The 20,785-nt window shown below is 33.3% G+C and carries 19 protein-coding genes and 4 pseudogenes; 5 read left to right on the top strand and 18 right to left on the bottom strand.

Annotated features, from left to right (window positions below; translation table 11 throughout):
* Positions 1-259, bottom strand: a 259-nt coding sequence (locus tag F3D3_RS19805) for a DUF4277 domain-containing protein (RefSeq protein WP_139132155.1), incomplete at its 3' end; no start/stop codon positions are given.
* Between the two features lie 547 nt (positions 260-806).
* Between F3D3_RS19805 and F3D3_RS19810 the strand changes: the two genes are divergently transcribed.
* Positions 807-1,067, top strand: a complete 261-nt coding sequence (locus F3D3_RS19810) for a hypothetical protein (RefSeq protein WP_069876172.1) — start codon at positions 807-809, stop codon at positions 1,065-1,067.
* Positions 1,068-1,599: 532 nt separating this feature from the next.
* On the opposite strand, the gene F3D3_RS19815 is transcribed toward F3D3_RS19810, so the two are convergent.
* Both F3D3_RS19815 and F3D3_RS19820 read right to left on the bottom strand, forming a co-directional pair.
* Complete coding sequence (locus tag F3D3_RS19815) at positions 1,600-2,022, bottom strand: hypothetical protein (RefSeq protein ID WP_069876173.1); 423 nt, start codon at positions 2,020-2,022, stop codon at positions 1,600-1,602.
* A 265-nt stretch (positions 2,023-2,287) separates the two neighbouring features.
* The gene (locus tag F3D3_RS19820; protein ID WP_069876174.1) at positions 2,288-2,554 is read right to left on the bottom strand and encodes a hypothetical protein; all 267 of its coding nucleotides are present in this window, start codon (positions 2,552-2,554) and stop codon (positions 2,288-2,290) included.
* Between the two features lie 334 nt (positions 2,555-2,888).
* On the opposite strand from F3D3_RS19820, the pseudogene F3D3_RS19825 reads away from it, so the two are divergent.
* Positions 2,889-3,512, top strand: a pseudogene (locus F3D3_RS19825) (cysteine peptidase family C39 domain-containing protein); the annotation flags it as partial.
* Positions 3,513-3,885: 373 nt separating this feature from the next.
* Here F3D3_RS19825 and F3D3_RS19830 read toward each other — a convergent pair.
* Complete coding sequence (locus tag F3D3_RS19830) at positions 3,886-4,719, bottom strand: CPBP family intramembrane glutamic endopeptidase (RefSeq protein WP_069876176.1); 834 nt, start codon at positions 4,717-4,719, stop codon at positions 3,886-3,888.
* A 98-nt stretch (positions 4,720-4,817) separates the two neighbouring features.
* Positions 4,818-5,090, bottom strand: a complete 273-nt coding sequence (locus F3D3_RS19835) for a hypothetical protein (RefSeq protein WP_069876177.1) — start codon at positions 5,088-5,090, stop codon at positions 4,818-4,820.
* A gap of 335 nt (positions 5,091-5,425) precedes the next feature.
* On the opposite strand from F3D3_RS19835, the pseudogene F3D3_RS19840 reads away from it, so the two are divergent.
* Positions 5,426-6,256 (top strand): annotated as a pseudogene (locus tag F3D3_RS19840) (cysteine peptidase family C39 domain-containing protein); the annotation flags it as partial.
* A gap of 235 nt (positions 6,257-6,491) precedes the next feature.
* Here F3D3_RS19840 and F3D3_RS19845 read toward each other — a convergent pair.
* Both F3D3_RS19845 and F3D3_RS19850 read right to left on the bottom strand, forming a co-directional pair.
* Positions 6,492-8,354, bottom strand: a complete 1,863-nt coding sequence (locus F3D3_RS19845) for a S9 family peptidase (protein ID WP_069876179.1) — start codon at positions 8,352-8,354, stop codon at positions 6,492-6,494.
* Between the two features lie 55 nt (positions 8,355-8,409).
* Positions 8,410-8,613 carry a hypothetical protein gene (locus tag F3D3_RS19850; RefSeq protein WP_069876180.1) on the bottom strand — a complete coding sequence of 68 codons (204 nt, stop codon included), beginning with the start codon at positions 8,611-8,613 and terminating at the stop codon, positions 8,410-8,412.
* 335 nt (positions 8,614-8,948) lie between these two features.
* On the opposite strand from F3D3_RS19850, the pseudogene F3D3_RS19855 reads away from it, so the two are divergent.
* Positions 8,949-9,548: pseudogene (locus F3D3_RS19855) on the top strand (cysteine peptidase family C39 domain-containing protein); the annotation flags it as partial.
* Between the two features lie 41 nt (positions 9,549-9,589).
* Here F3D3_RS19855 and F3D3_RS19860 read toward each other — a convergent pair.
* Together F3D3_RS19860 and F3D3_RS19865 are read right to left on the bottom strand one after the other, a co-directional pair.
* Positions 9,590-11,446, bottom strand: coding sequence for a S9 family peptidase (locus F3D3_RS19860; RefSeq protein WP_069876182.1), 1,857 nt, complete (start codon positions 11,444-11,446; stop codon positions 9,590-9,592).
* Positions 11,447-11,497: 51 nt separating this feature from the next.
* Positions 11,498-11,716: a hypothetical protein gene (locus tag F3D3_RS19865; RefSeq protein WP_069876183.1), complete on the bottom strand. Its 219-nt coding sequence runs from the start codon at positions 11,714-11,716 to the stop codon at positions 11,498-11,500.
* A 335-nt stretch (positions 11,717-12,051) separates the two neighbouring features.
* On the opposite strand from F3D3_RS19865, the pseudogene F3D3_RS19870 reads away from it, so the two are divergent.
* Positions 12,052-13,074: pseudogene (locus F3D3_RS19870) on the top strand (cysteine peptidase family C39 domain-containing protein); the annotation flags it as partial.
* A 69-nt stretch (positions 13,075-13,143) separates the two neighbouring features.
* Here F3D3_RS19870 and F3D3_RS19875 read toward each other — a convergent pair.
* The 9 genes from F3D3_RS19875 to F3D3_RS19910 all read right to left on the bottom strand — a co-directional run bounded on the left by F3D3_RS19875 (position 13,144) and on the right by F3D3_RS19910 (position 20,694).
* Positions 13,144-13,827, bottom strand: a complete 684-nt coding sequence (locus F3D3_RS19875) for a CPBP family intramembrane glutamic endopeptidase (RefSeq protein ID WP_175438434.1) — start codon at positions 13,825-13,827, stop codon at positions 13,144-13,146.
* Positions 13,828-14,065: 238 nt separating this feature from the next.
* Positions 14,066-14,353 (bottom strand): hypothetical protein, encoded by a 288-nt coding sequence (locus F3D3_RS19880; RefSeq protein WP_069876186.1) that lies wholly within the window; start codon positions 14,351-14,353, stop codon positions 14,066-14,068.
* Positions 14,354-14,928: 575 nt separating this feature from the next.
* Complete coding sequence (locus F3D3_RS19885) at positions 14,929-16,599, bottom strand: IS1634 family transposase (protein ID WP_069876187.1); 1,671 nt, start codon at positions 16,597-16,599, stop codon at positions 14,929-14,931.
* A gap of 140 nt (positions 16,600-16,739) precedes the next feature.
* Positions 16,740-16,922, bottom strand: a complete 183-nt coding sequence (locus tag F3D3_RS24770; RefSeq protein ID WP_242877178.1) for a hypothetical protein — start codon at positions 16,920-16,922, stop codon at positions 16,740-16,742.
* A 30-nt stretch (positions 16,923-16,952) separates the two neighbouring features.
* Positions 16,953-17,477: a DUF6648 family protein gene (locus F3D3_RS19890; protein ID WP_069876188.1), complete on the bottom strand. Its 525-nt coding sequence runs from the start codon at positions 17,475-17,477 to the stop codon at positions 16,953-16,955.
* A gap of 12 nt (positions 17,478-17,489) precedes the next feature.
* On the bottom strand, positions 17,490-18,182 hold the full coding sequence (locus F3D3_RS19895) for a metallophosphoesterase (protein WP_069876234.1): 693 nt from the start codon (positions 18,180-18,182) through the stop codon (positions 17,490-17,492).
* Between the two features lie 5 nt (positions 18,183-18,187).
* Positions 18,188-18,913, bottom strand: a complete 726-nt coding sequence (locus F3D3_RS19900) for a tRNA 2-thiocytidine biosynthesis TtcA family protein (RefSeq protein WP_069876189.1) — start codon at positions 18,911-18,913, stop codon at positions 18,188-18,190.
* Positions 18,910-19,731 (bottom strand): GTP pyrophosphokinase family protein, encoded by an 822-nt coding sequence (locus F3D3_RS19905; protein ID WP_069876190.1) that lies wholly within the window; start codon positions 19,729-19,731, stop codon positions 18,910-18,912. Before F3D3_RS19905 ends, F3D3_RS19900 begins: the two co-directional genes overlap by 4 nt.
* A 24-nt stretch (positions 19,732-19,755) precedes the next feature.
* A complete protein-coding gene (locus tag F3D3_RS19910; protein WP_069876191.1) occupies positions 19,756-20,694 on the bottom strand; it encodes a TIGR01212 family radical SAM protein in 939 nt (312 codons plus the stop codon).
* Between the last annotated feature and the right edge of the window lie 91 nt (positions 20,695-20,785).

Raw genomic sequence — 20,785 nt, forward strand, 5'->3', positions numbered from 1 at the left:
CGATGGGCGTATTAAAGATATAGCCTACATCAATGTTCTTGACATAATCACCGATTCTACCAAGTGGATGGTGATCACCAGCCATAGTAACTAGCATCATCTGAGCCAGCACACCATAAGAAATATCCGATGGTCGTCCTGTGTGCGGTGTTAGTAATTCATCAAAAATTTTATCCAGTCCAATTTGTTGACACAGGCCAGCTATTAAACCTGCTTTACCATTACGATAAGGTGTGATTTGATCAAAAGTAACGTCCATAGAATTTCTCCTCGAATTAGTGATACTTGTATAATTCGCTATAAATGAAGAAAATCCTTTTTGAAATAATTGGAAAATCAAAATTATTTATTTGGAAGAATTAGTTTGGCGGACTATGCGTTAGAAAAAAATATTTTCTTTTTTCTTTTTCTTTCAATTCATTTAAGCTTGCTGAACTATATAACATAGAAAGGTTACCTCTATAATAAAATTAATGATTACTGTAATGTGAATATAGACACAGATATGTATGTGAATACTAATATCTGTGTCTATAAATATACAACAATGTGTACTTTAATATTGAATTAGATCATTATTAAATTGGCTTAGTATCCAGCTTCGTCTAATTTTCTAGATGCATAAGAACCAAGAACTCCAGCGACATAGCCAACAGGTCCACTAGTAACTAATCCAGCAAGTCCCCAAGCAAAATACTGAGGTTTTGATGGATCGACATAACCTAGTTGTTCGCTTGGAGCATATTAAGAACCACAAACAGAACTTATTCTTGTAAGGATCTGTCATACTGAAAAAGATTGAACGGTTGAATGGAGTTCTAGAAAATCTTCAAGTTGAAAAATCTGATTTTTACTATAGAGCTGGTAGTGCCCTGTTCTCCAAAAAAAATTTAGATATGGCAACAGACCGTTCAATCAAGTTAATTACACGCATGCCAGACAATGTACTCCTTGCCAAAGATGCAATTGATGAGGTTATAAAACATCTTGATGATCTTGATACGATTACAATTAAAGATCACAAGGGTCAATCCTATGATTACTGGGTTACAAAGGACACTCGTTAAAAAATGCAACCTACTTATAGCACAAAATATAAAACTCAAATTGAAAGATCTCAGAAATTTCAAATACCATAAGATAGATTTTACGATATAATCCAAACTCAAGCGCAGACGTGGTCGTACTTCATTTTTTTCGTATTTGAATGCTCATCTAATGTTGTTGCTATCCACAGCTGGGTATGTTGTCCGTAGAGGGTATCGAGATCAAATTATTAGACCTAGTCAAGTAAAAATGAAAAACCCTACTCAAAGAGCGATATACGACATGTTCTATTCTATTCGTGTACGTGTTATAAAACATCCTAACAAATCGTGGAAGCGGAGCTATGTCAGCAACTTTGATGAATCTCTTATAAAAATTTTAAACAATTTAGAGATACCTCTCAATATCTTTATCAGAGGTTCTAGTTAAGGTGTAAAAAATATTGGATTTAAATGTTGAATTTTTGTAACCCATTCAGCGGAATGTAGGATAAATAACGAAATTCCATTTTGGTCCCGTTTAATGTGAATTATTATTCGCAATTTATATAGATTAAGAGATAATTTTAAGTATTAGTTGCTTTTTAAGACTAGGTAGAACTATAAAATGATAATTTTTATTAGATTCGATTAAGTCCAATATTTCTTTTTGTGTAGTTATACTAAAATTTACCAATATTTCATCTAGTCTATCTTCTGTGTAATATTTAATTTCTATTGCAAAAATATTTTTAGATTTTATTTGGATAAATAGTTTGTTGCTGTTATATTTTTTAATGTTTCTGAGCAATGTAGAACTTGTGTTGTAGAATATAAAAGAAGTGATTAATATATATAAAAATACTATTAAAGGCACTAAATAGATCAGGGTATGCAATCCGTTTAACCATAATACTATAAACAATATTCCTAGTGTTAAAATTGGATTCGGAGAAATCATTCGTAATAATGCTTTTTTTTGATCGCTTAACAACATAGTTTGCTCCTCTTTTATATTATATGTGATAAGAATCTGAACTTTGCAAGGAAGTTACACTAAATCATAGCAATGCTGAATTAGCAAGTGTTTCTACTCACAGTGAGTTTCTATTTTTAGTGTAATGGTTACACTAAAACAATTACACGGAAACCGGACAAAACCTTTGGCGTATAGGCATTTCAGGTTTTTAGTGTACCTTTCATAAGAAGTTCAGAAAGAAGTACTAAGGCTTAGGATACACCTTAGTACTTCTAGTTTTTAATTAGTGACTAGAAAACCCATCAGATTCTATAAATGGAGTACCAGAAGGTGAATTTCTATGATCTTGCGCAACCGCCACTATACCAGCGCCAACAGCACCAACTGCTGCCGCTCCTGTATTTGTTAATTTAGCTGAAGGCGAGCCTTGCTGTAAATATGAGGACACAGCCGCAATTGCAACAACACCTCCAATTAATTGTTCAATAGTATCAAGTGCATTACCACCATTCACATCCATCATTTCTTCCATTTCTAATTCTTTAAACATCTTTAATACCTCCATAAAATATCATTTTTCTAATTTCTCATTACTAATGCATGCGTTATGTAACTTAAATTGATTTTTAATCTGCAACAATATTTTCTAGAATAATTGCCACAAGATTAATTTTATGGTACCAGATGGGAAATAATCTGTCAATAGCAAAAACAAAAAAAGTAAAAAATAGAACAAAATGCATATAGCCTATTGTAAAACCAGGCGGGCTATGTTATCTTGAAAATGGGTATAACCTATTCACTCTTACACTATATTACAATTTTTATGTGTCCAACAAGTGTTCATTGCATTAAAATTCTCATAAATCGCATCGGAGGGTTTCATGTTTTTTATAAAAGAAAAGTTTCATTGCGTCAAGCAATACGACACAACGGACTGTGGTGCAGCATGTCTTGCCACAGTTTCAAAACAATATGGTCTTAAAATACCAATAACGAGAATTAGAGAAATCGCTGGAACGGATAAGCAGGGGACAAATGCYTATGGYGTCATTAAGGCAGCAGAARAATTGGGCTTTTCAGCAAAAGGGGTCAAAGGAGATAAAGAAGCACTTTTTTCTGAGTTTCCATTACCTGCAATCGCTCACATAGTCGTGGAGGGTTCGCTGCTACATTATATGGTGATACATAAAATTGCGAAAGATAAAATAATCGTAGCAGATCCTGCCAAAGGCTTGATAACCTATGAACTCGATGACTTTATGAAGTTATGGACAGGCGTTTTAATTCTCTTAGTCCCTGATGTGAAATTTGAAAAAGGAGACATGACACAAGGTATTTTTAAACGTTTTTTTGGTTTGCTTGTACCTCAAAAAAATTTAATAATACATGTATTTTTAGCATCTCTACTCTATACATTCTTAGGGATATGAGGGGCATTTTACTTTAAATTTCTATTGGATGATATTTTACCTTATGGCTTATTAAACTCACTTCACGTGATTTCTACCTCATTTGGTGTCGTACCTCATTTGGTGTCGGACACCCAAAGAGGTACTAATAATTGATGTTAAATCATCAATTTTCTCAATAAGCTCTTTTATTGTTTTAGAATTTAGATTTTCACTCATTTTCACGACTTTCCTTCCTGTTTTATCTACTATAATTATACCATTAATCAACAGACAAAAACAGTGTTTTCAAAGGATTAAAGCCATTTTTTTATTAATAACGAATTGGGTTTCACAGTGTTGTTTTTTCTAGTTGTGATGTGACTTATTATGATGATTTTTTGCTTGATATTAGATCATGCGACTGAATAGTTACAAATTTAGAATAATTATAAGCGATTGATGTAACGTGATGATCATGAATAATCTCCTATTGAGAGACCAAGAAATTGATAAATGCATGCAAGATAATAACCAAGCTAATGTTGTTGCAGTAAAATCTTGAAATGCATCCAAAGAGTGAAATCAAGATGGCGGTTAATAGCCATTGAATATTGAAAACAAGAAACCAATTATGTAGCAATACAAAAACGAGCGTATTAACACAGACTATAATTGTGAACCTTAAACGTGTAGGCTCTATCGTCCCTGTTATACGCATTAAATGTGAGAAGAGTACACCGCGTACCAACAATTCCTCTATAAATGTCGTTGTAATAATCCCTACCAGAATATTTAACGCAAAGGAAATTGTAAATAAGTGACTGAAAACTTGAAGCTGATTGCTCATTAATGCATAAAAAAAGCATAGAGAAGCGGTAGCAACAGTCATAGTAAAAGTCTTCTGAAAGTTCATTTTTTTAAACTTAAGGCCCAATTCATCAAATGAAAATCCCATATTGATACAATGCTGAATGATAAAGAGATTTAAGGGCACTATTTGAATTAAGAATGCAATTTGCCCAGCTACAAAAATACCATTAGTGATATTGTTAGCTAAATCAGATGAACTAAAGGTCATAAATCTTAACGCAAAGATCGTGAGAATTAAAAATGAGGTTTGTGTTATTTTATCATTAGTAGAGGTTGACAGATATTTTTTGGTTAAAAAATGAGAGAACAAATACATAAGCAAAGCAATGATTCCTAAAATCACAGATAATGGAATCATCTGTGGGAGAAAAATAGCTTCTAATGCAGATATAAGCAGAAAAATTAGCAAATATAAGTTGGAATTATTCAGAGAAATCTTAAAATTAAGCAATATGCCCCACCTTTCTAAAATAAAAAAGCACAGATGAGCTTGAATTTTACTTAAAAGCTCAAGCCCAACTGTGTGTTTGTTGATCAATTTATTATTTACTAGTATTTGAAGTCTATGCTACCTTTAATCATACCAGTAGTGCCTTCGACGTGAATATTACCGTCAGTTATTTCTACTTTGACTGGAGGATTGAAGTCGACATGAACTTTAGGTAAATATTCTCTAGATTCTTTCCAATAAGATTCAAGTCCATATTTCATGTTGCTAGCAAATCCTCTATCTACTGTATTTCCAGTTCCATCGCCCATATCGGTTGCAGTAGCTCCACCATTCACATCCATTATTTCTTCCATTTCTAATTCTTTAAACATCTTTTATACCTCCATAAAATATCATTTTTCCAATTTCTCATTACCAATGCATGCGTTATGTAACTTATAATTGATTTTTAATCTGCAGCAATATTTTCTAGAATAATTGCCACAAGATTAATTTTATGGTACCAGATGGGAAATATCGTGTCAATAGCAAAAACAAAAAAAGTAAAAAATAGAACAAAATACATATAGCCTATTGTAAAACCAGGCGGGCTATGTTATCTTGAAAATGGGTATAACCTATTCACGCTTACACTATATTACAATTTTTATGTGTCCAACAAGTGTTCATTGCATTAAAATTTTCTTAAATCACATCGGAGGGTTTCATGTTTTTTATAAAAGAAAAGTTTCATTGCGTCAAGCAATACGACACAACGGACTGTGGTGCAGCATGTCTTGCCACAGTTTCAAAACAATATGGTCTTAAAATACCAATAACGAGAATTAGAGAAATCGCTGGAACGGATAAGCAGGGGACAAATGCCTATGGCGTCATTAAGGCAGCAGAAGAATTGGGCTTTTCAGCAAAAGGGGTCAAAGGAGATAAAGAAGCACTTTTTTCTGAGTTTCCATTACCTGCAATCGCTCACGTAGTCGTGGAGGGTTCACTGCTACACTATATGGTGATACATAAAATTGCGAAAGATAAAATAATCGTAGCAGATCCTGCCAAAGGCTTGATAACCTATGAACTCAATGACTTTATGAAGTTATGGACAGGCGTTTTAATCCTCTTAGTCCCTGATGTGAAATTTGAAAAAGGAGACATGACTCAAGGTATTTTTAAACGTTTTTTTGGTTTGCTTGTACCTCAAAAAAATTTAATAATGCATGTATTTTTAGCATCTCTACTCTATACATTATTGGGGATATTAGGGGCATTTTACTTTAAATTTATATTGGATGATATTTTACCTTATGGCTTATTAAACTCACTTCACGTGATTTCGATAGGTATTATACTACTTAATGTCTTTAAAATTATATTGAATTCATTTAGAAGTTATTTGCTCCTTTATTTGAGTCAACGGATAGACGTTCCAATGATCCTTGGCTATTATAATCATGTTTTGGATTTGCCGATGAATTTTTTCGGGACACGTAAAGTCGGGGAGATTATATCCCGATTTATGGATGCGGGTAAGCTGAGGACAGCATTTAGAATATCTGAGCTTGTACGGTTGAACTTCAGACTAAGTATTTCTTTTGCTTCTGAAAGACATCGTAATTAATACCAATAGTTTCGAGAAGCTATAATCCTGAGCCCGAGGAGAAAAGTGCAATGAAAATGAATTGATCGGGCTCAAGGTTAAAATTAGAACATAAAGTGAGTTTTTTGGGTGTTCATTTTATAGCCCCCCCTTCTTTACAATAGAAGCTCTCAAGTTGTCTTCATTTTGTCTGATCTATTAAATAGTAGACAGCTTTTTTAAATGAATCTGGAGGCACAAAATGTCCTTGATCAAATTGATCGAGGATCTTTAGAGATGGATTTGTTTTAGCAACAGTTTTCCAATCAGTCTTAACAGCCAATTGAGGGTCAAGATAGTTGTAAACRATACCAATTTCTTGAGGGTTTTGTTTCAATAAATGAATGACATCATAATCATCTGAATTTTCTAGTGTTTCCTTGTATTCATACAAGTTCCCWGYTTTAATGTCATTAATTGAGCCTGGAGCTATAGCAATTGCACATTTGATTCTGTCAGGAAAACGGAGCTTTGTGAGCATGCTCAAATARCCTCCAAACGAATTTCCGAAAACAGAGATATTATCTCCATCCATTTCAGGTGTTTGATCAATCCAATCTATYAATGCTTCTACRTTWCCTAAGGCAGCTTCTGGAAGATTTTGATCAGCCAATTCACGGTAATATATGCCTAAACCATCMGAACCAAAATAATTGAGTTCAATAATATTGTAACCAAGTTTATAGATCAAAGAGGCTTGGGGATCTATTTGGTTCTTGGTATATCTTGTAAATGGTCCTCCATGAATAAAAATCACAACGGGGTATTTTTCAGAATCGGGATGTTTGTATATATAGGTTAAAATTGTATTACCTTTTTTATCTTTGATTTCTTGTGCGATTTTGTTCACTCTATATTCAGGAAACGGGACTGTTTCTAAGATCTGTTCTGTGTTGGTGTTTGAATTGGTATATATAATTTCAATACTTTTCTCAGAAAACTGATAGGTTATTCCAACTTTTTGATCCGTTGAGGAGACGAATTGTAATCTTGAGAATGTATTTTTTTTCACTATCTCTGTAGAATGATCATCCGTGAGGGATTCGTTGAAAGAATAGGTATGTTCAACATACGGGGATTGGGATGAGTCATCATAAAATGAAACCCTGATTTCATCGCTACCACTACGAAGCCCAATTTTATAAAGTGGAGCCGTTAGCTCATAGGTGATCGCACTAAACTGATTTGAAAGTGTATCAAAACACCTAAGTGTGCCATATGAACCTCTTGTTTCATCTAAAAAGTAAATTTTTCCGTCTTGTACAATATATTTAAATGGCGTTAATGCAAATGAACGCTCTGGGTGATTGGATACGATTCTATTCATATATATTGATGTACCTAATACAGAATTAACTTCAATTCTTTTGTCATCAGTAGTTTCAACGGTAGCTAATAGAGTAGAATTATCATAAATATCATAATAATTATCTTTATTCAACTCAACAACCGATTGAAATTTTCCAGTAAAAAGATCAAGATAACCATAATATAGGTGATCGTCAAAGGCATACTTTATATAAAGCTTTCTCTCATCTACAACGGAACTCATAATATCAAATATGAGACATTCATCATTACTGAGTTTTATTACTTCAGAGGTGGAAAAGTCAATTGAGTAAATACTTTTAGGTGTCAATGAAGTTTCATTATAAACAGCTGTGTAATTCGAGTAATCTACAGTTGCTATATATTTAATGTTTTCATTTGTTGGGGTTATGTATTTAACAATATCATTTCGATCAAAGGGAAGTTCAATCTCATCGATTTCAACCAAATTAGGATTATAAACTTTCATAATGTTTTTGCTTATTTTAAATACTTTTGAACCAGTAGCATTTATGCTATAATCACTTTCGAAGGCATAAGAACCACTGTTGTAGATTTCGTTATATGCATTCTCGATATACTGATTTATAGGTGTTTGAGTTTCTGATTTGAAATTAATTTGATTCATGATTACTGCAGATAGTAATAGAAATACGAAGATTATTCTTTTTTTCATAAATACTCCTAAAAACCAGGTAGCAGAAAGTAAATCTGCCACCTGATTTTATTAATTATTCTGGATTCCACTGTGTGTTGTACGCGTCACAAACAGTTGTTATAGCGTCTCTAATTGGTCTTGTAGCGACGTCTGCTACAAATGCCATTACTTTATTTACGGCGTCAGGAAAGAGTTTATTGTTTTCAGGACTTTCTCCGTATCCGTAATGTCCACCATTCACATCCATCATTTCTTCCATTTCTAATTCTTTAAACATCTGTTATACCTCCATAAAATATCATTTTTCCAATTTCTCATTACCAATGCATGCGTTATGTAACTTATAATTGATTTTTAATCTGCAGCAATATTTTCTAGAATAATTGCCACAAGATTAATTTTATGGTACCAGATGGGAAATGTCGTGTCAATAGCAAAAACAAAAAAAGTAAAAAATAGAATAAAATACATATAGCCTATTGTAAAACTAGGTGGGCTATGTTATCTTGAAAATGGGTATAACCTATTCACTCTTACACTATATTACAATTTTTATGTGTCCAACAAGTGTTCATTGCATTAAAATTTTCATAAATCGCATCGGAGGGTTTCATGTTTTTTATAAAAGAAAAGTTTCATTGCGTCAAGCAATACGAYACAACGGACTGTGGTGCAGCATGTCTTGCCACAGTTTCAAAACAATAKGGTCTTAAAATACCAATAACGAGAATTAGAGAAATCGCTGGAACGGATAAGCAGGGGACAAATGCYTATGGCGTCATTAAGGCAGCAGAAGAATTGGGCTTTTCAGCAAAAGGGGTCAAAGGAGATAAAGAAGCACTTTTTTCTGAGTTTCCATTACCTGCAATCGCTCACGTAGTCGTGGAGGGTTCACTGCTACACTATATGGTGATACATAAAATTGCGAAAGATAAAATAATCGTAGCAGATCCTGCCAAAGGCTTGATAACCTATGAACTTGATGACTTTATGAAGTTATGGACAGGCGTTTTAATTCTCTTAGTCCCTGATGTGAAATTTGAAAAAGGAGACATGACACAAGGTATTTTTAAACGTTTTTTTGATTTGCTTGTACCTCAAAAAAATTTAGTAATACATGTATTTTTAGCATCTCTACTCTATACATTCTTAGGGATATTAGGGGCATTTTACTTTAAATTTCTATTGGATGATATTTTACCTTATGGCTTATAACCTCTTTTGGTGTCCGACACCAAAAGAGATTAGCTTATTTATTTTTTAACATTTGTCTGTTCAACTAAATAATAAACGGCCTTCTTAAATGATACTAAGGAAGCTGAGTGTCCCTTATTAAAGGTATCGATAATATGAAGTGTGGGATTTGATTTTGATATAGTTTTCCAATTAATTTTTACTTTAAGACTGGGATCAAGTGGATTGAAGATGATGCCAATTTTTTGTGGATTCTTTCTTAATAAATTAATAACATCATAATTATCTGAGTCTTTAATAGTATCCTGATATTCATAGATATCGGCGGCTTCGATATCATAAATTGAAGATGGTGATATAGCAATTGCACATTTTATTTTATCAGGGTATCTAAGCTTGGAAAGCATGCTTAAATACCCTCCAAATGAATTTCCAATAACAGAAATGTTGTTTTTATCCATTGAAGGAACGGTACTGATCCAATCTATTACAGTACCAACATTTATTAGTGCTGCTTCGGGGAGGTTCTGACCTGCTAAGTTGCGATAGTTTGAACCTAAACCTTCAGAACCAAAATAATTTAGCTCGACTATGTTATAACCAAGTTTGTATAGAAAAAAGGTTTGCTCATTCATATCGTCAAGATAGAATCTGTTAAAGGGACCACCATGAAGGAATATCACTACAGGATTCTTACTATTGCTATCAGTATGAATATAAATATATGTAGAGATACTATTTCCGCTGGAATCAATAAGTTCATGGCGATTTTTTTCAATATCATATTCTAAATAAGGTTGAGTATCAAGTGTTAAGCTCATATTTTGAGATATATCTTCATATATTATATTGATTTTAGTTTCTAGGCATTGAAAATATAGTACTATATTTTCAGTATTTGACTCAACGAATGTGATTCTATCAGAATCACATTCCCTTGTATTTGTTGGAGTATCAAAACTAAATGTTTGTTCAGAAAAATGAAACACATTAGATTCTTTATAAAATAGGGCTTTAATACGATTTTTTGAAATATAGCTTATACTGTGAAGAGGTGCTGAAATTTCATAATCAAAGCTTGAAAATTTATTTAATAACGTATTAAAGCATCGTAAATTTCCGAATTGTTCTTTAGTCTCATCAAGAAAATAGATACAATTATCGCCAACGGTATATTCAAATGGCTTTAAAGAAGAATATAGATTTGTATAGCCAACTTTTATTCTGTTTTGATAAATAAGAGTTCCTGATGGAGCGGTTACTAAAATGTTTCCAGATTCTGAAATTTGAACTTTAGCGAGAAGTTGATCGTTATAATAAATGTCATGGAAGTTAATTTGATCTAATTTAACGATGTCAGTGAATATATTTATTGTTGTGTCAAGATAACCATAATATATTTTATCTTCTTTAATATATTTTCCGTAAATTTTTCCATTTTCAATTTTCTGAGACATAATATCTAATACAATAGATGAGTCGGTAACCATCTTTTTGAACTCAAATGTAGATAGATTTATTTCATAGATATTTTTAGGCGTTAACATTGTTTCGCTATATATTTTCTTATAATTTTCAGAATCAATAGTGATGATATAGATTATATTTTTTTCTGATGATTGCTTGTATTTTATTATGTTTGATCTAGAAAACGGTAGTGATATGTTTCCAATATTATTCATATTAGTATCAAAAACTGCAAGCTGATTGCCTTGGACTTCAAAAATTAGATTACCTGTTATATTCATTCCAAAATCGGATTTTTCTTTTACTGAATCCAACATTTTATATGTAGCATTATAAGCTGTTTCGATAGCGGGATTGATAGTTGGTGTTTCTTGGTGGTTTATATTGAAAAAAGCGATCAATGTTAAAAAAAAGAATATTGTGCTAAAAAAAATAAATTTTTTTTTCATATTTACTCCTGAATAAAGGTAGCGGAGAAACCGCTACCTTTAATTATTTTGCTAATACCATTTGTGGAAAATTTCACTAACTTCCTCAACTTTTGCTTTTATATTGTTATAGACGGGTTCTATTACTTCTTTATAAGCAATTTCTCCAGCACAAGCCATTGCAGTATTTACTGCATCAGGAAATTGTTCACTATTTTCAAATTGTTCAGCATAGCCGTAGTGACCACCTTCAATTGTCATCATTTCTTCCATTTCTAATTCTTTAAACATCTGTTATACCTCCATAAAATATCATTTTTCCAATTTCTCATTACCAATGCATGCGTTATGTAACTTATAATTGATTTTTAATCTGCAGCAATATTTTCTAGAATAATTGCCACAAGATTAATTTTATGGTACCAGATGGGAAATAATCTGTCAATAACAAAAACAAAAAAAGTAAAAAATAGAACAAAATGCATATAGCCTATTGTAAAACCAGGCGGGCTATGTTATCTTGAAAATGGGTATAACCTATTCACTCTTACACTATATTACAATTTTTATGTGTCCAACAAGTGTTCATTGCATTAAAATTCTCATAAATCGCATCGGAGGGTTTCATGTTTTTTATAAAAGAAAAGTTTCATTGCGTCAAGCAATACGACACAACGGACTGTGGTGCAGCATGTCTTGCCACAGTTTCAAAACAATAKGGTCTTAAAATACCAATAACGAGAATTAGAGAAATCGCTGGAACGGATAAGCAGGGGACAAATGCYTATGGYGTCATTAAGGCAGCAGAAGAATTGGGCTTTTCAGCAAAAKGGGTCAAAGGAGATAAAGAAGCACTTTTTTCTGARTTTCCATTACCTGCAATCGCTCACRTAGTCGTGGAGGGTTCGCTGCTACATTATATGGTGATACATAAAATTGCGAAAGATAAAATAATCGTAGCAGATCCTGCCAAAGGCTTGATAACCTATGAACTCGATGACTTTATGAAGTTATGGACAGGCGTTTTAATCCTCTTAGTCCCTGATGTGAAATTTGAAAAAGGAGACATGACACAAGGTATTTTTAAACGTTTTTTTGGTTTGCTTGTACCTCAAAAAAATTTARTAATACATGTATTTTTAGCATCTCTACTCTATACATTCTTAGGGATATKAGGGGCATTTTACTTTAAATTTCTATTGGATGATATTTTACCTTATGGCTTATTAAACTCACTTCACGTGATTTCGATAGGGATTATACTACTTAATGTCTTTAAAATTATATTGAATTCATTTAGAAGTTATTTGCTCCTTTATTTGAGTCAACGGATAGACGTTCCGATGATCCTTGGCTATTATAATCATGTTTTGGATTTACCGATGAATTTTTTCGGGACACGTAAAGTCGGGGAGATTATATCCCGATTTATGGATGCGGGTAAGATAAGAGATGCCATTTCAGGTGCCACACTGACGATTATGATTGATACACTTATGGCGATTGGCGGCGGCATTGTTATTTTATGGATCGGTGCATTAAATGCGATGCGGGGCAATTTGACCATTGGACAATTATTGGTTTTTAATGCTTTGCTCGCTTATTTTGTAGATCCTGTTAAGAATTTAATCAACCTTCAACCGATGATGCATATCTCTTTTGGTGTCGGATACCCAAAGTGTACACCCAAAGAGGTAGTAAGTACACTATAGGTGCACTTACCAAGTTAAAATAGTATTCATAAAAGCATGTAAAATAATAGCATAGATAATATTTCCCATATAAAATCTTGAGATACAACCGAAAATGGAGATGACAATAGCGCCCACTAGCCAATTGAAATGACCAATATAGAGCCATGAGTGCAAAATAATAAAGAAAAATGAATCGAGTGAAATAATAAGCATCATCCTTAAATGCTTAGACTTTAAATTTGAAGTAGATTCTAATAATTGCGTGAGAAACACGCCGCGAAATAAGACTTCTTCTGCGAAAGCGGGTACAATAATAGCGATTAAAAAGCTGATTAGGAATGAAGTTGTGCCTATTTGAGGCAAAAGTATTTTCTTGTGATTGAGCAGCATTAATAAATAACAAAGACTTATCGTCGTAATGATCATGATGATCGTTTTTCCAAACTTTATATTTGAAAATTTAAAGCCTAATTCAGCTACAGAGAACCCCATTTCCAAACAGTAATAGAATAGAAAGAAATTAATTGGAATGAGTAGTGTTAGGAGTGCCAATTGTCCTTCCACAAAAATGCCATTTCTTATATTCGGCGCAAGCTCAGTCGCGGAAAAAATGATATTCTTTAGAAATAGGAGATTGATACTCAAATAGATCGCACGCTTAAAAGAGTGTTCAACGTCTGTAGCGGTATATTTTTTTGTAAAAAACATAGAAATTAAATAAATGATCATAACCATCGCAGCTATCAAAAAATTCAGAGTCATTGTTGGCGGCACTAAAATAGAAGTTATGATGGCACAACTTAAAAAAAGCAGTAGGAAGTCATTGCTTCTGCGGGACTTAAGAAAATTAATCATTATAGTATGAGCCTCTCTTATTAAAGAATAAGGCACAGTATCCTATAACTAATTTTATAGAATGACTGCACCTTGCTGAAAAATTAACGCATTAGTTTTTGAATGTTATGTTAAATTCGTGATTTCCAATTTGTAAACTACCGCCAGATCTTTCTTTGTTCGAAATTACATTAGTACCAACTCCGTAATGGTCCCCTGTAGATACGTGCCCAATTTTAGGTAAATATTCTCTAGATTCTTTCCAATAAGATTCAAGTCCAGATTTCATGTTGCTAACAAATCCTCTATCTACTGTATTTCCAGTTCCATCGCCCATATCGGTTGCAGTAGCTCCACCATTCACATCCATCATTTCGTCCATTTCTAATTCTTTAAACATCTGTTGTATCTTCATAAAATATTTTTTTTCCAATTTCTCATTACCAATGCATGCGTTATGTAACTTATAATTGATTTTTAATCTGCAGCAATATTTTACTGACTGTTATAGTATGCAGTTGGAAATGCTTTCTAATTTGAAATCACCTTTTTCATAAAATTAGATCTCGTTACACTGATTAATATTGAAAAGATAAAAATTGAAAAATAGGTTCTCGTATCATTATGATTTTCGAATTGAGGATAAATACTCAGATTATAACTTAAAAAGATTATAATCTGAAATACAAAGAAAGCAATATTATTAAATAGATTATTTGAACTTTTTTTAATAAGGATTAGATTTTTTAGATAAAAAAATTCTATTATACTGTAGATGATTGAGAGGCATAAGATAATCGTCAATTCCCAAATCCAATTATCAGATTGATTGAAAGAAACAATGCTACCTGTAAAAAAAAGTAAATTTATTACTTAAAGCTATAAATAGGATCATAAAAAGCAAAATTCTTTTTAGAACGCATAGTCCGCTGAACGTGTCGTACATCCCCAATAGTTAATTTATGGTTTTTATTTTTAACCACGGATGAAAATTTCTTCTGGTATTCCTAAATAATTCATTACAGATTTGACATTGGGCATCAAGGGTTGAGTTAATCCTCGGTGTAGCTTGCCGTTTATATTGATCGCTACCGATTCTACTGAATAGAAAATACGAAAAATMGCWATCAAAGARGGTCTTGTCATCTTCTTGTTTCCAGGACCAATAATGGTAGCAGATTCTTTGTTCATTTCTCTTCTAACAACGTATTCGCCAACACTTAAAACAAGCATTAGAATGAGCATTAAGTACCCCAAAGATTCAACGCGTCTTGGTGAATCAACATATAATGAATTTACAAACTGTGGGGACTTCAGAAACTGAAATTTGCGTTCAACAGCACCTTGTGTTTTGTACTCGCGCAAAATATCATATCCGCTAAAGTCTAGATTGGTTGAAACRACTACAAAGATACATTCTTCTTTTATAGCACGTTCAATCACAGCTGTTTCTTGTTTTATTTCATAAAGAATTTTGTATACATTTCTTGTTGTGTTTAATTCTGGATTTTTACTAGGGCGGCCAGCTCTCTTAATGGTTTCTTCGCTAGACTCAAGTGAAATTGTGTGATATTTATTTTTCTTAAGAGCGTGTTTATTAAAAGCATCCATTTCGATTAATGCGTCATCAAGACATGCAAATGGTCGTTTTGATAATAACTTAAGTTGTTTTTCAAGGTCTTCACGTTCTTTTAAAACACGTTTTTTAATTGTTTCACTCTTAGTTTTTTCAAGTTTTTGAGAATAACAGACCGCCATATTAAGCGTTATATCCTGATATACRCACTGATCTGAGAGGATTCGATAGATTGATGGCGTGGTTGAAGAAGGTATYTCGWAAACTGTTAATTCTTCGAGTTGATCAAGYGCTTTTTCAATGGCGTGTTTACACTCTAAAATATTATCTGGCATACGTGTAATGACGTCCATCTCAAGGGTGCGAGCCTTTTGCAAAAAATCTTTTGTAAATGCAGCACTATCTGCGATATAGAAAAAMGGATTTTCATCTCTTTTAAAAAGAGATTTAAGTTCAACGGCACGTTCCAGATTATCTACATTATAAGTTTTATCACTCATATTTCCAGAGTGAATTTTCCCATCGATGCAAATGCCCTGAGTTGTTCCCATGGATAATTTCATCTGTTTTTTATCAGGACGATGTTGTTTGGAATGCCCAAAAGTAATATCAATCGTTCCAACTGCGCCTTCAGAAGTTTTATATTCGCCCCACATAATTTTTGAGGTTGTATCAAAGTTCACGCTACTTAAGGTGATTCCATAATGTTTAAAAGCGTTAACCGCAATAGCGGACATGATTTTAGAGCCACCTGCTTCATGCATTAAATCTAAAAAACCACCAAATCTATCATCATTAAGTTTRCCAAGGTCGATGGGCGTATTAAAGATCGAGCCTACATCAATGGTCTTGAAATAATCACCGATTCTACTAAGTGGATGGTGATCATCAGCCATAGTAACTAGCATCATCTGAGCCAGCACACCATAAGAAATATCCGATGGTCGTCCTGTGTGCGGTGTTAGTAATTCATCAAAAATTTTATCCAGTCCAATTTGTTGACACAGGCCAGCTATTAAACCTGCTTTACCATTACGATAAGGTGTGATTTGATCAAAAGTAACGTCCATAGAATTTCTCCTCGAATTAGTGATACTTGTATAATTCGCTATAAATGAAGAAAATCCTTTTTGAAATAATTGGAAAATTAAAATTATTTATTTGGAAGAATTAGTTTGGCGGACTATGCGATACAACATAGGGTAGAGGGTTATGCGAAACTGAGTTTTGATGCTCTAACCATAGATGATATCTCATAAAAAAAGGTCGTCCAAATCGGACAACCTTTTTTTATAGCGACATCGTGAACATCGCCAAGTGAAGCAGCATACTCAAGGAGCTTCCATGGCGTATAGGTATGAAAATGTATCTTAATCCATGATGGCGTTCTCATAGTGCAGACACACTATAGGAACGCCATTATCTAAATTTTGGTATTGACATAATCGCCAATTATGGAATCGCGCGTTTCTTCGTCATAACAACCTGCACATTTAAGCTTGTATAAAATACGTCGATCCCTAGAATGTAATATCACCTTATCATGTTCCTTAAAACAAATCTCATAGATTGAACCTTCAAGATATTTTGAGTTCATATTAATAAAATAAGCGGTTACATCTTCAAAATTAACATATTCAAGCATGGCCAGTGTGATCTTATCTTTCTTTACATAAAAGTCATAAGCATTATTTTTAAGACGATCCGACATCCTAGGATCTCTAAATTCCAGCTCATCGGCCTCAAGCATGAGCTTCTTCGCTTTAGTATTGAAATAATGATACTTCACAACACCTTCTTCCACAGAGTTCACATTAAAATTCTGAGGTGTATAACTGCCAATCAGCCTGTAATTTTCTAAAATAAACGTTTCTTTATCTAATTCTCCGACTTCTAATCTCTGTATCAATTCCAACCTTTTATTACCAAATTCATAAACTCTGTTCAATGTTTTACCTTTCTAAATCTCAAGCTTAAGAAGCTTAAATTCTAAATAATCACATGAGGTTAAATAATATGAAACGCCTTTATAAAGGCCTTTAAGTGTGGCATTAAAATATTCTTTTGAATGAATATGGCCAAAAACCACATGTGTCACAGGATATTTTTCTATAATCTCTGTAAACCTTGATGGCTCACGTTTATCATTTGTTGGCGGAAAATGCAATGCCACTACAATTTGATCATAGCCTTGCGCCACTGCCTGCTTTAATGAATTTTCAAGTCTAATGACCTCTCTTTTGTAAATCTTTTCATCATTATCTGAAAATTGTATTTCGTTAGGGCATAACCATCCTCTTGTCCCACAGATTGCCAAATCATTATATACAAAGAAAGAGTTGTGTATAAAGAAAATTGACTCAAATTGATCGTCCATTTTTTTCTTAGAGGTCCACCAGTAATCATGATTGCCTTTTACCAAAACCTTTTTGCCTGGCAATGCATCTAACCACTTGAGATCCGTCTGCGCTTCCTCAAAACTAATAGCCCACGAGGTATCTCCAGGAATAATAACAAGATCCTCATCTTTAATCTGCTCTTTCCAGTCTATCTCTATTTTTTTATAATGTTCTATCCAATCTTCTCCAAAAACGTCCATTGGTTTATCCGTATTAAAGCTAAGATGTAGATCCCCTATCACATAAACGCTCATGAAACTCATTGCTCCTCTAATTTTACAAGTGTTCTCTCCAAGTCTATATTGGAAAGTGCTTTTATAACTTGACTTGAGTACTCAGGAAATTCAGCTTCTATTATTGAGATCATCTTTTCTGAACGTTCTCTGATCTTGGTCTTTGCATGCTCACATTTTGATGCTACAATGGGAACCTCAAGCGTATGGATTGCATTCACAATTGAAGTTTCATCTAAAAATACGAGCGGTCTAATGATCTTGAGATGCGATGTCTCATCTCTAACAACAGGTGGAATTGCAGCAATTCTGCCCTGTTTTATCAGATTCATCATGAAAGTCTCCACAACATCATCCTTGGTATGACCAAATGCAATTTTATTATACCCATTATTTAGAGCATACTTTCGCATAATCCCTTTTCTCATACGTGAACAAGTATAACACGGACTGACATCATTTGAAAGGAAAACAAATGGCTCTTCATGCACTATTATAGATAATCCCATATTTTTATAAAAGTCTTGATGTGGTTCTATCCCTTCTAACATCCCATGATCGACCATATAACCCGTCAGTTCGAAGTCATAGATATTAAACTTTTTTAAAAGTCCAAGTGCAAAGAAAAGCAAACTACTATCCTTTCCACCTGAAACACCTACTAAAATGCGATCCCCTGGTTCTATGAGATTATACGTATCAATCGCATAACGAATAGGCTTTAAAAAAAGGGTCTGCATCCAACGTTTCATTTAAGCGCACCTTTCTCAAAGAGATTATATCTTGGAAGTGCTTTTTTGATATCCGCCAAAAGTATTTCTAATTCTAACATATTATCATCATCTTTAATATTCTCAAATCGCTTTTCAAAATCAATTGCTTCACGTTCAAAGCCTTGAGAAAATAAGATTTGAATATGCGTTGTAATATCTCTTATCGTATTCGATTTTTCTTCAAACAAAAGCTGTGCATTAATGACTTCTTTACTGATTGCAGTCATTTCCTCATCAAGCTGAGTTGCTGCAATTGCAGAATTGCGAAGTCTTTCTCTAATATTATCTGGAATTTGAGACTTGTACTTGTAACTTAGAGAATGTTCAATAATTGCCCAAAAATTCATCGCCAGTGTTCGTATTTGAAATTCACACAAGATTTTCTTGGTGCCAAGTGCCGTGTGTACTGGATATTGTACGATAATGTGATAACTCTTGTAGCCGCTTTCTTTCGGCGATTTAATATAATCTTTTTCATATAAGACTTCAAAGTCCTTGCCGCTTCTTTCATGAATCAAATCTACAACACGATAAATATCGTCAATGAACTGGCACATCACTCTTAATCCTGCAATATCTTCCATTTCTTCTTCTATACGGTCAAGGGCAATATTACTGCGCTCAGCTTTTTCTATAATACTCGAAATTTTCTTTACACGCCCAGTCACAAATTCTATCGGAGAATATTCACTCAATTCTCTATACTGATTCCTTATTGCTTTAAATTTTACTTTTAATTCTTCAACTGCTTGTTCATATGGAATTAACATGGTCTTCCATTCTCTTATGACTTTCATAAATACCCCTCCTAAACGTAAAATTCACTCTACTTTAACGCTTTTATTAAGCCCAAGTTCGAAGTGCATCCCTTGATCAATATTTCTCTCCTCAAGTATTGCTTCGAATTGATTTTGTAATTTTCGCCAACTCATACCCCAATTGCAAAACAAGGTTTGAGATTCTGGTGCTCTAGCAAATAGTCTCTGAATGACCATTTCACTTGAAATGTTTTGTATAAATTTTACCAAACGTTCTAAATAAGCCTCCGCTGATATGAGTTCTATTGCGCCCGCGTTATAAAGCTCGCCAAGTTTTGTGTTCTTTAAAATGTATAGTGAATGTACTTTTACAGACTCCACCTTCAAAGCGGATAAAACGCGACCTGCTTCAATGAAATCCGCATCGGTATCCCAAGGCAAATTTGCAATGAGATGCGCACACACCGTAAAGCCATACGTATGAATCCGCTGAACTGCATCAATAAATTCAGCAAGCCCATGGCCTCTATTAATTTGTTTTAAAGTATTAATATTAATAGATTGTAATCCAAGCTCCACTTCGATATCTATGTTGTATATTGCCTGAATATTTTTTAAAACCTCAAGATACTGATTTGAAATCGAATCTGGTCTCGTTGAAATACTCAAACCAACGACATGCGTTCTTACAGCCTCATGTAGATTAGCCTCAAATTGTTCTATCGGTATATAAGTATTGGTGTAATTCTGAAAATAAATCATGAATTTATTGACTTTATATTTTTTTTGAATGTATTCACAATTCCTATTAATCTGTTGAGAGATAGACAACTCTGAAGGTTGAGCTTCAAATCCAGCACCCACATCACCACAAAATATACAGCCAGCACTACCCAAAGTACCATCTCTATTTGGACAAGAACAGGGCAAATTAACTGGAATCTTGTAAACTTTTTCGCCATATTTTTCAACTAAATAAGCACTGTACTTTTGATATCTCATGAATCGCCTCGCATCGTATTTTCATCTTATTTTACCATAAAAATGCCCTTTTGGGTTAACAAATTACGCCATGACTTTGCTTCATCTACCG

Origin of the sequence: Fusibacter sp. 3D3 (assembly GCF_001748365.1) — a bacterium.
Classification (GTDB): Bacteria; Bacillota; Clostridia; order Peptostreptococcales; family Acidaminobacteraceae; genus Fusibacter_A.

Bases quoted from the DNA above. Each gene is read 5' to 3' on its own strand.
- F3D3_RS19895 (WP_069876234.1), bottom strand. From the start codon at position 18,182: ATGAGCGTTTATGTGATAGGGGATCTACATCTTAGCTTTAATACGGAT.
- F3D3_RS19815 (WP_069876173.1), bottom strand. From the start codon at position 2,022: ATGTTGTTAAGCGATCAAAAAAAAGCATTATTACGAATGATTTCTCCG.
- F3D3_RS19880 (WP_069876186.1), bottom strand. From the start codon at position 14,353: ATGTTTAAAGAATTAGAAATGGACGAAATGATGGATGTGAATGGTGGA.
- F3D3_RS19875 (WP_175438434.1), bottom strand. From the start codon at position 13,827: ATGTTTTTTACAAAAAAATATACCGCTACAGACGTTGAACACTCTTTT.
- F3D3_RS19865 (WP_069876183.1), bottom strand. From the start codon at position 11,716: ATGTTTAAAGAATTAGAAATGGAAGAAATGATGACAATTGAAGGTGGT.
- F3D3_RS19850 (WP_069876180.1), bottom strand. From the start codon at position 8,613: ATGTTTAAAGAATTAGAAATGGAAGAAATGATGGATGTGAATGGTGGA.
- F3D3_RS19835 (WP_069876177.1), bottom strand. From the start codon at position 5,090: ATGTTTAAAGAATTAGAAATGGAAGAAATAATGGATGTGAATGGTGGA.
- F3D3_RS19905 (WP_069876190.1), bottom strand. From the start codon at position 19,731: ATGAAAGTCATAAGAGAATGGAAGACCATGTTAATTCCATATGAACAA.
- F3D3_RS19900 (WP_069876189.1), bottom strand. From the start codon at position 18,913: ATGAAACGTTGGATGCAGACCCTTTTTTTAAAGCCTATTCGTTATGCG.
- F3D3_RS19910 (WP_069876191.1), bottom strand. From the start codon at position 20,694: ATGAGATATCAAAAGTACAGTGCTTATTTAGTTGAAAAATATGGCGAA.
- F3D3_RS19820 (WP_069876174.1), bottom strand. From the start codon at position 2,554: ATGTTTAAAGAATTAGAAATGGAAGAAATGATGGATGTGAATGGTGGT.
- F3D3_RS24770 (WP_242877178.1), bottom strand. From the start codon at position 16,922: ATGAGAACGCCATCATGGATTAAGATACATTTTCATACCTATACGCCA.
- F3D3_RS19860 (WP_069876182.1), bottom strand. From the start codon at position 11,446: ATGAAAAAAAAATTTATTTTTTTTAGCACAATATTCTTTTTTTTAACA.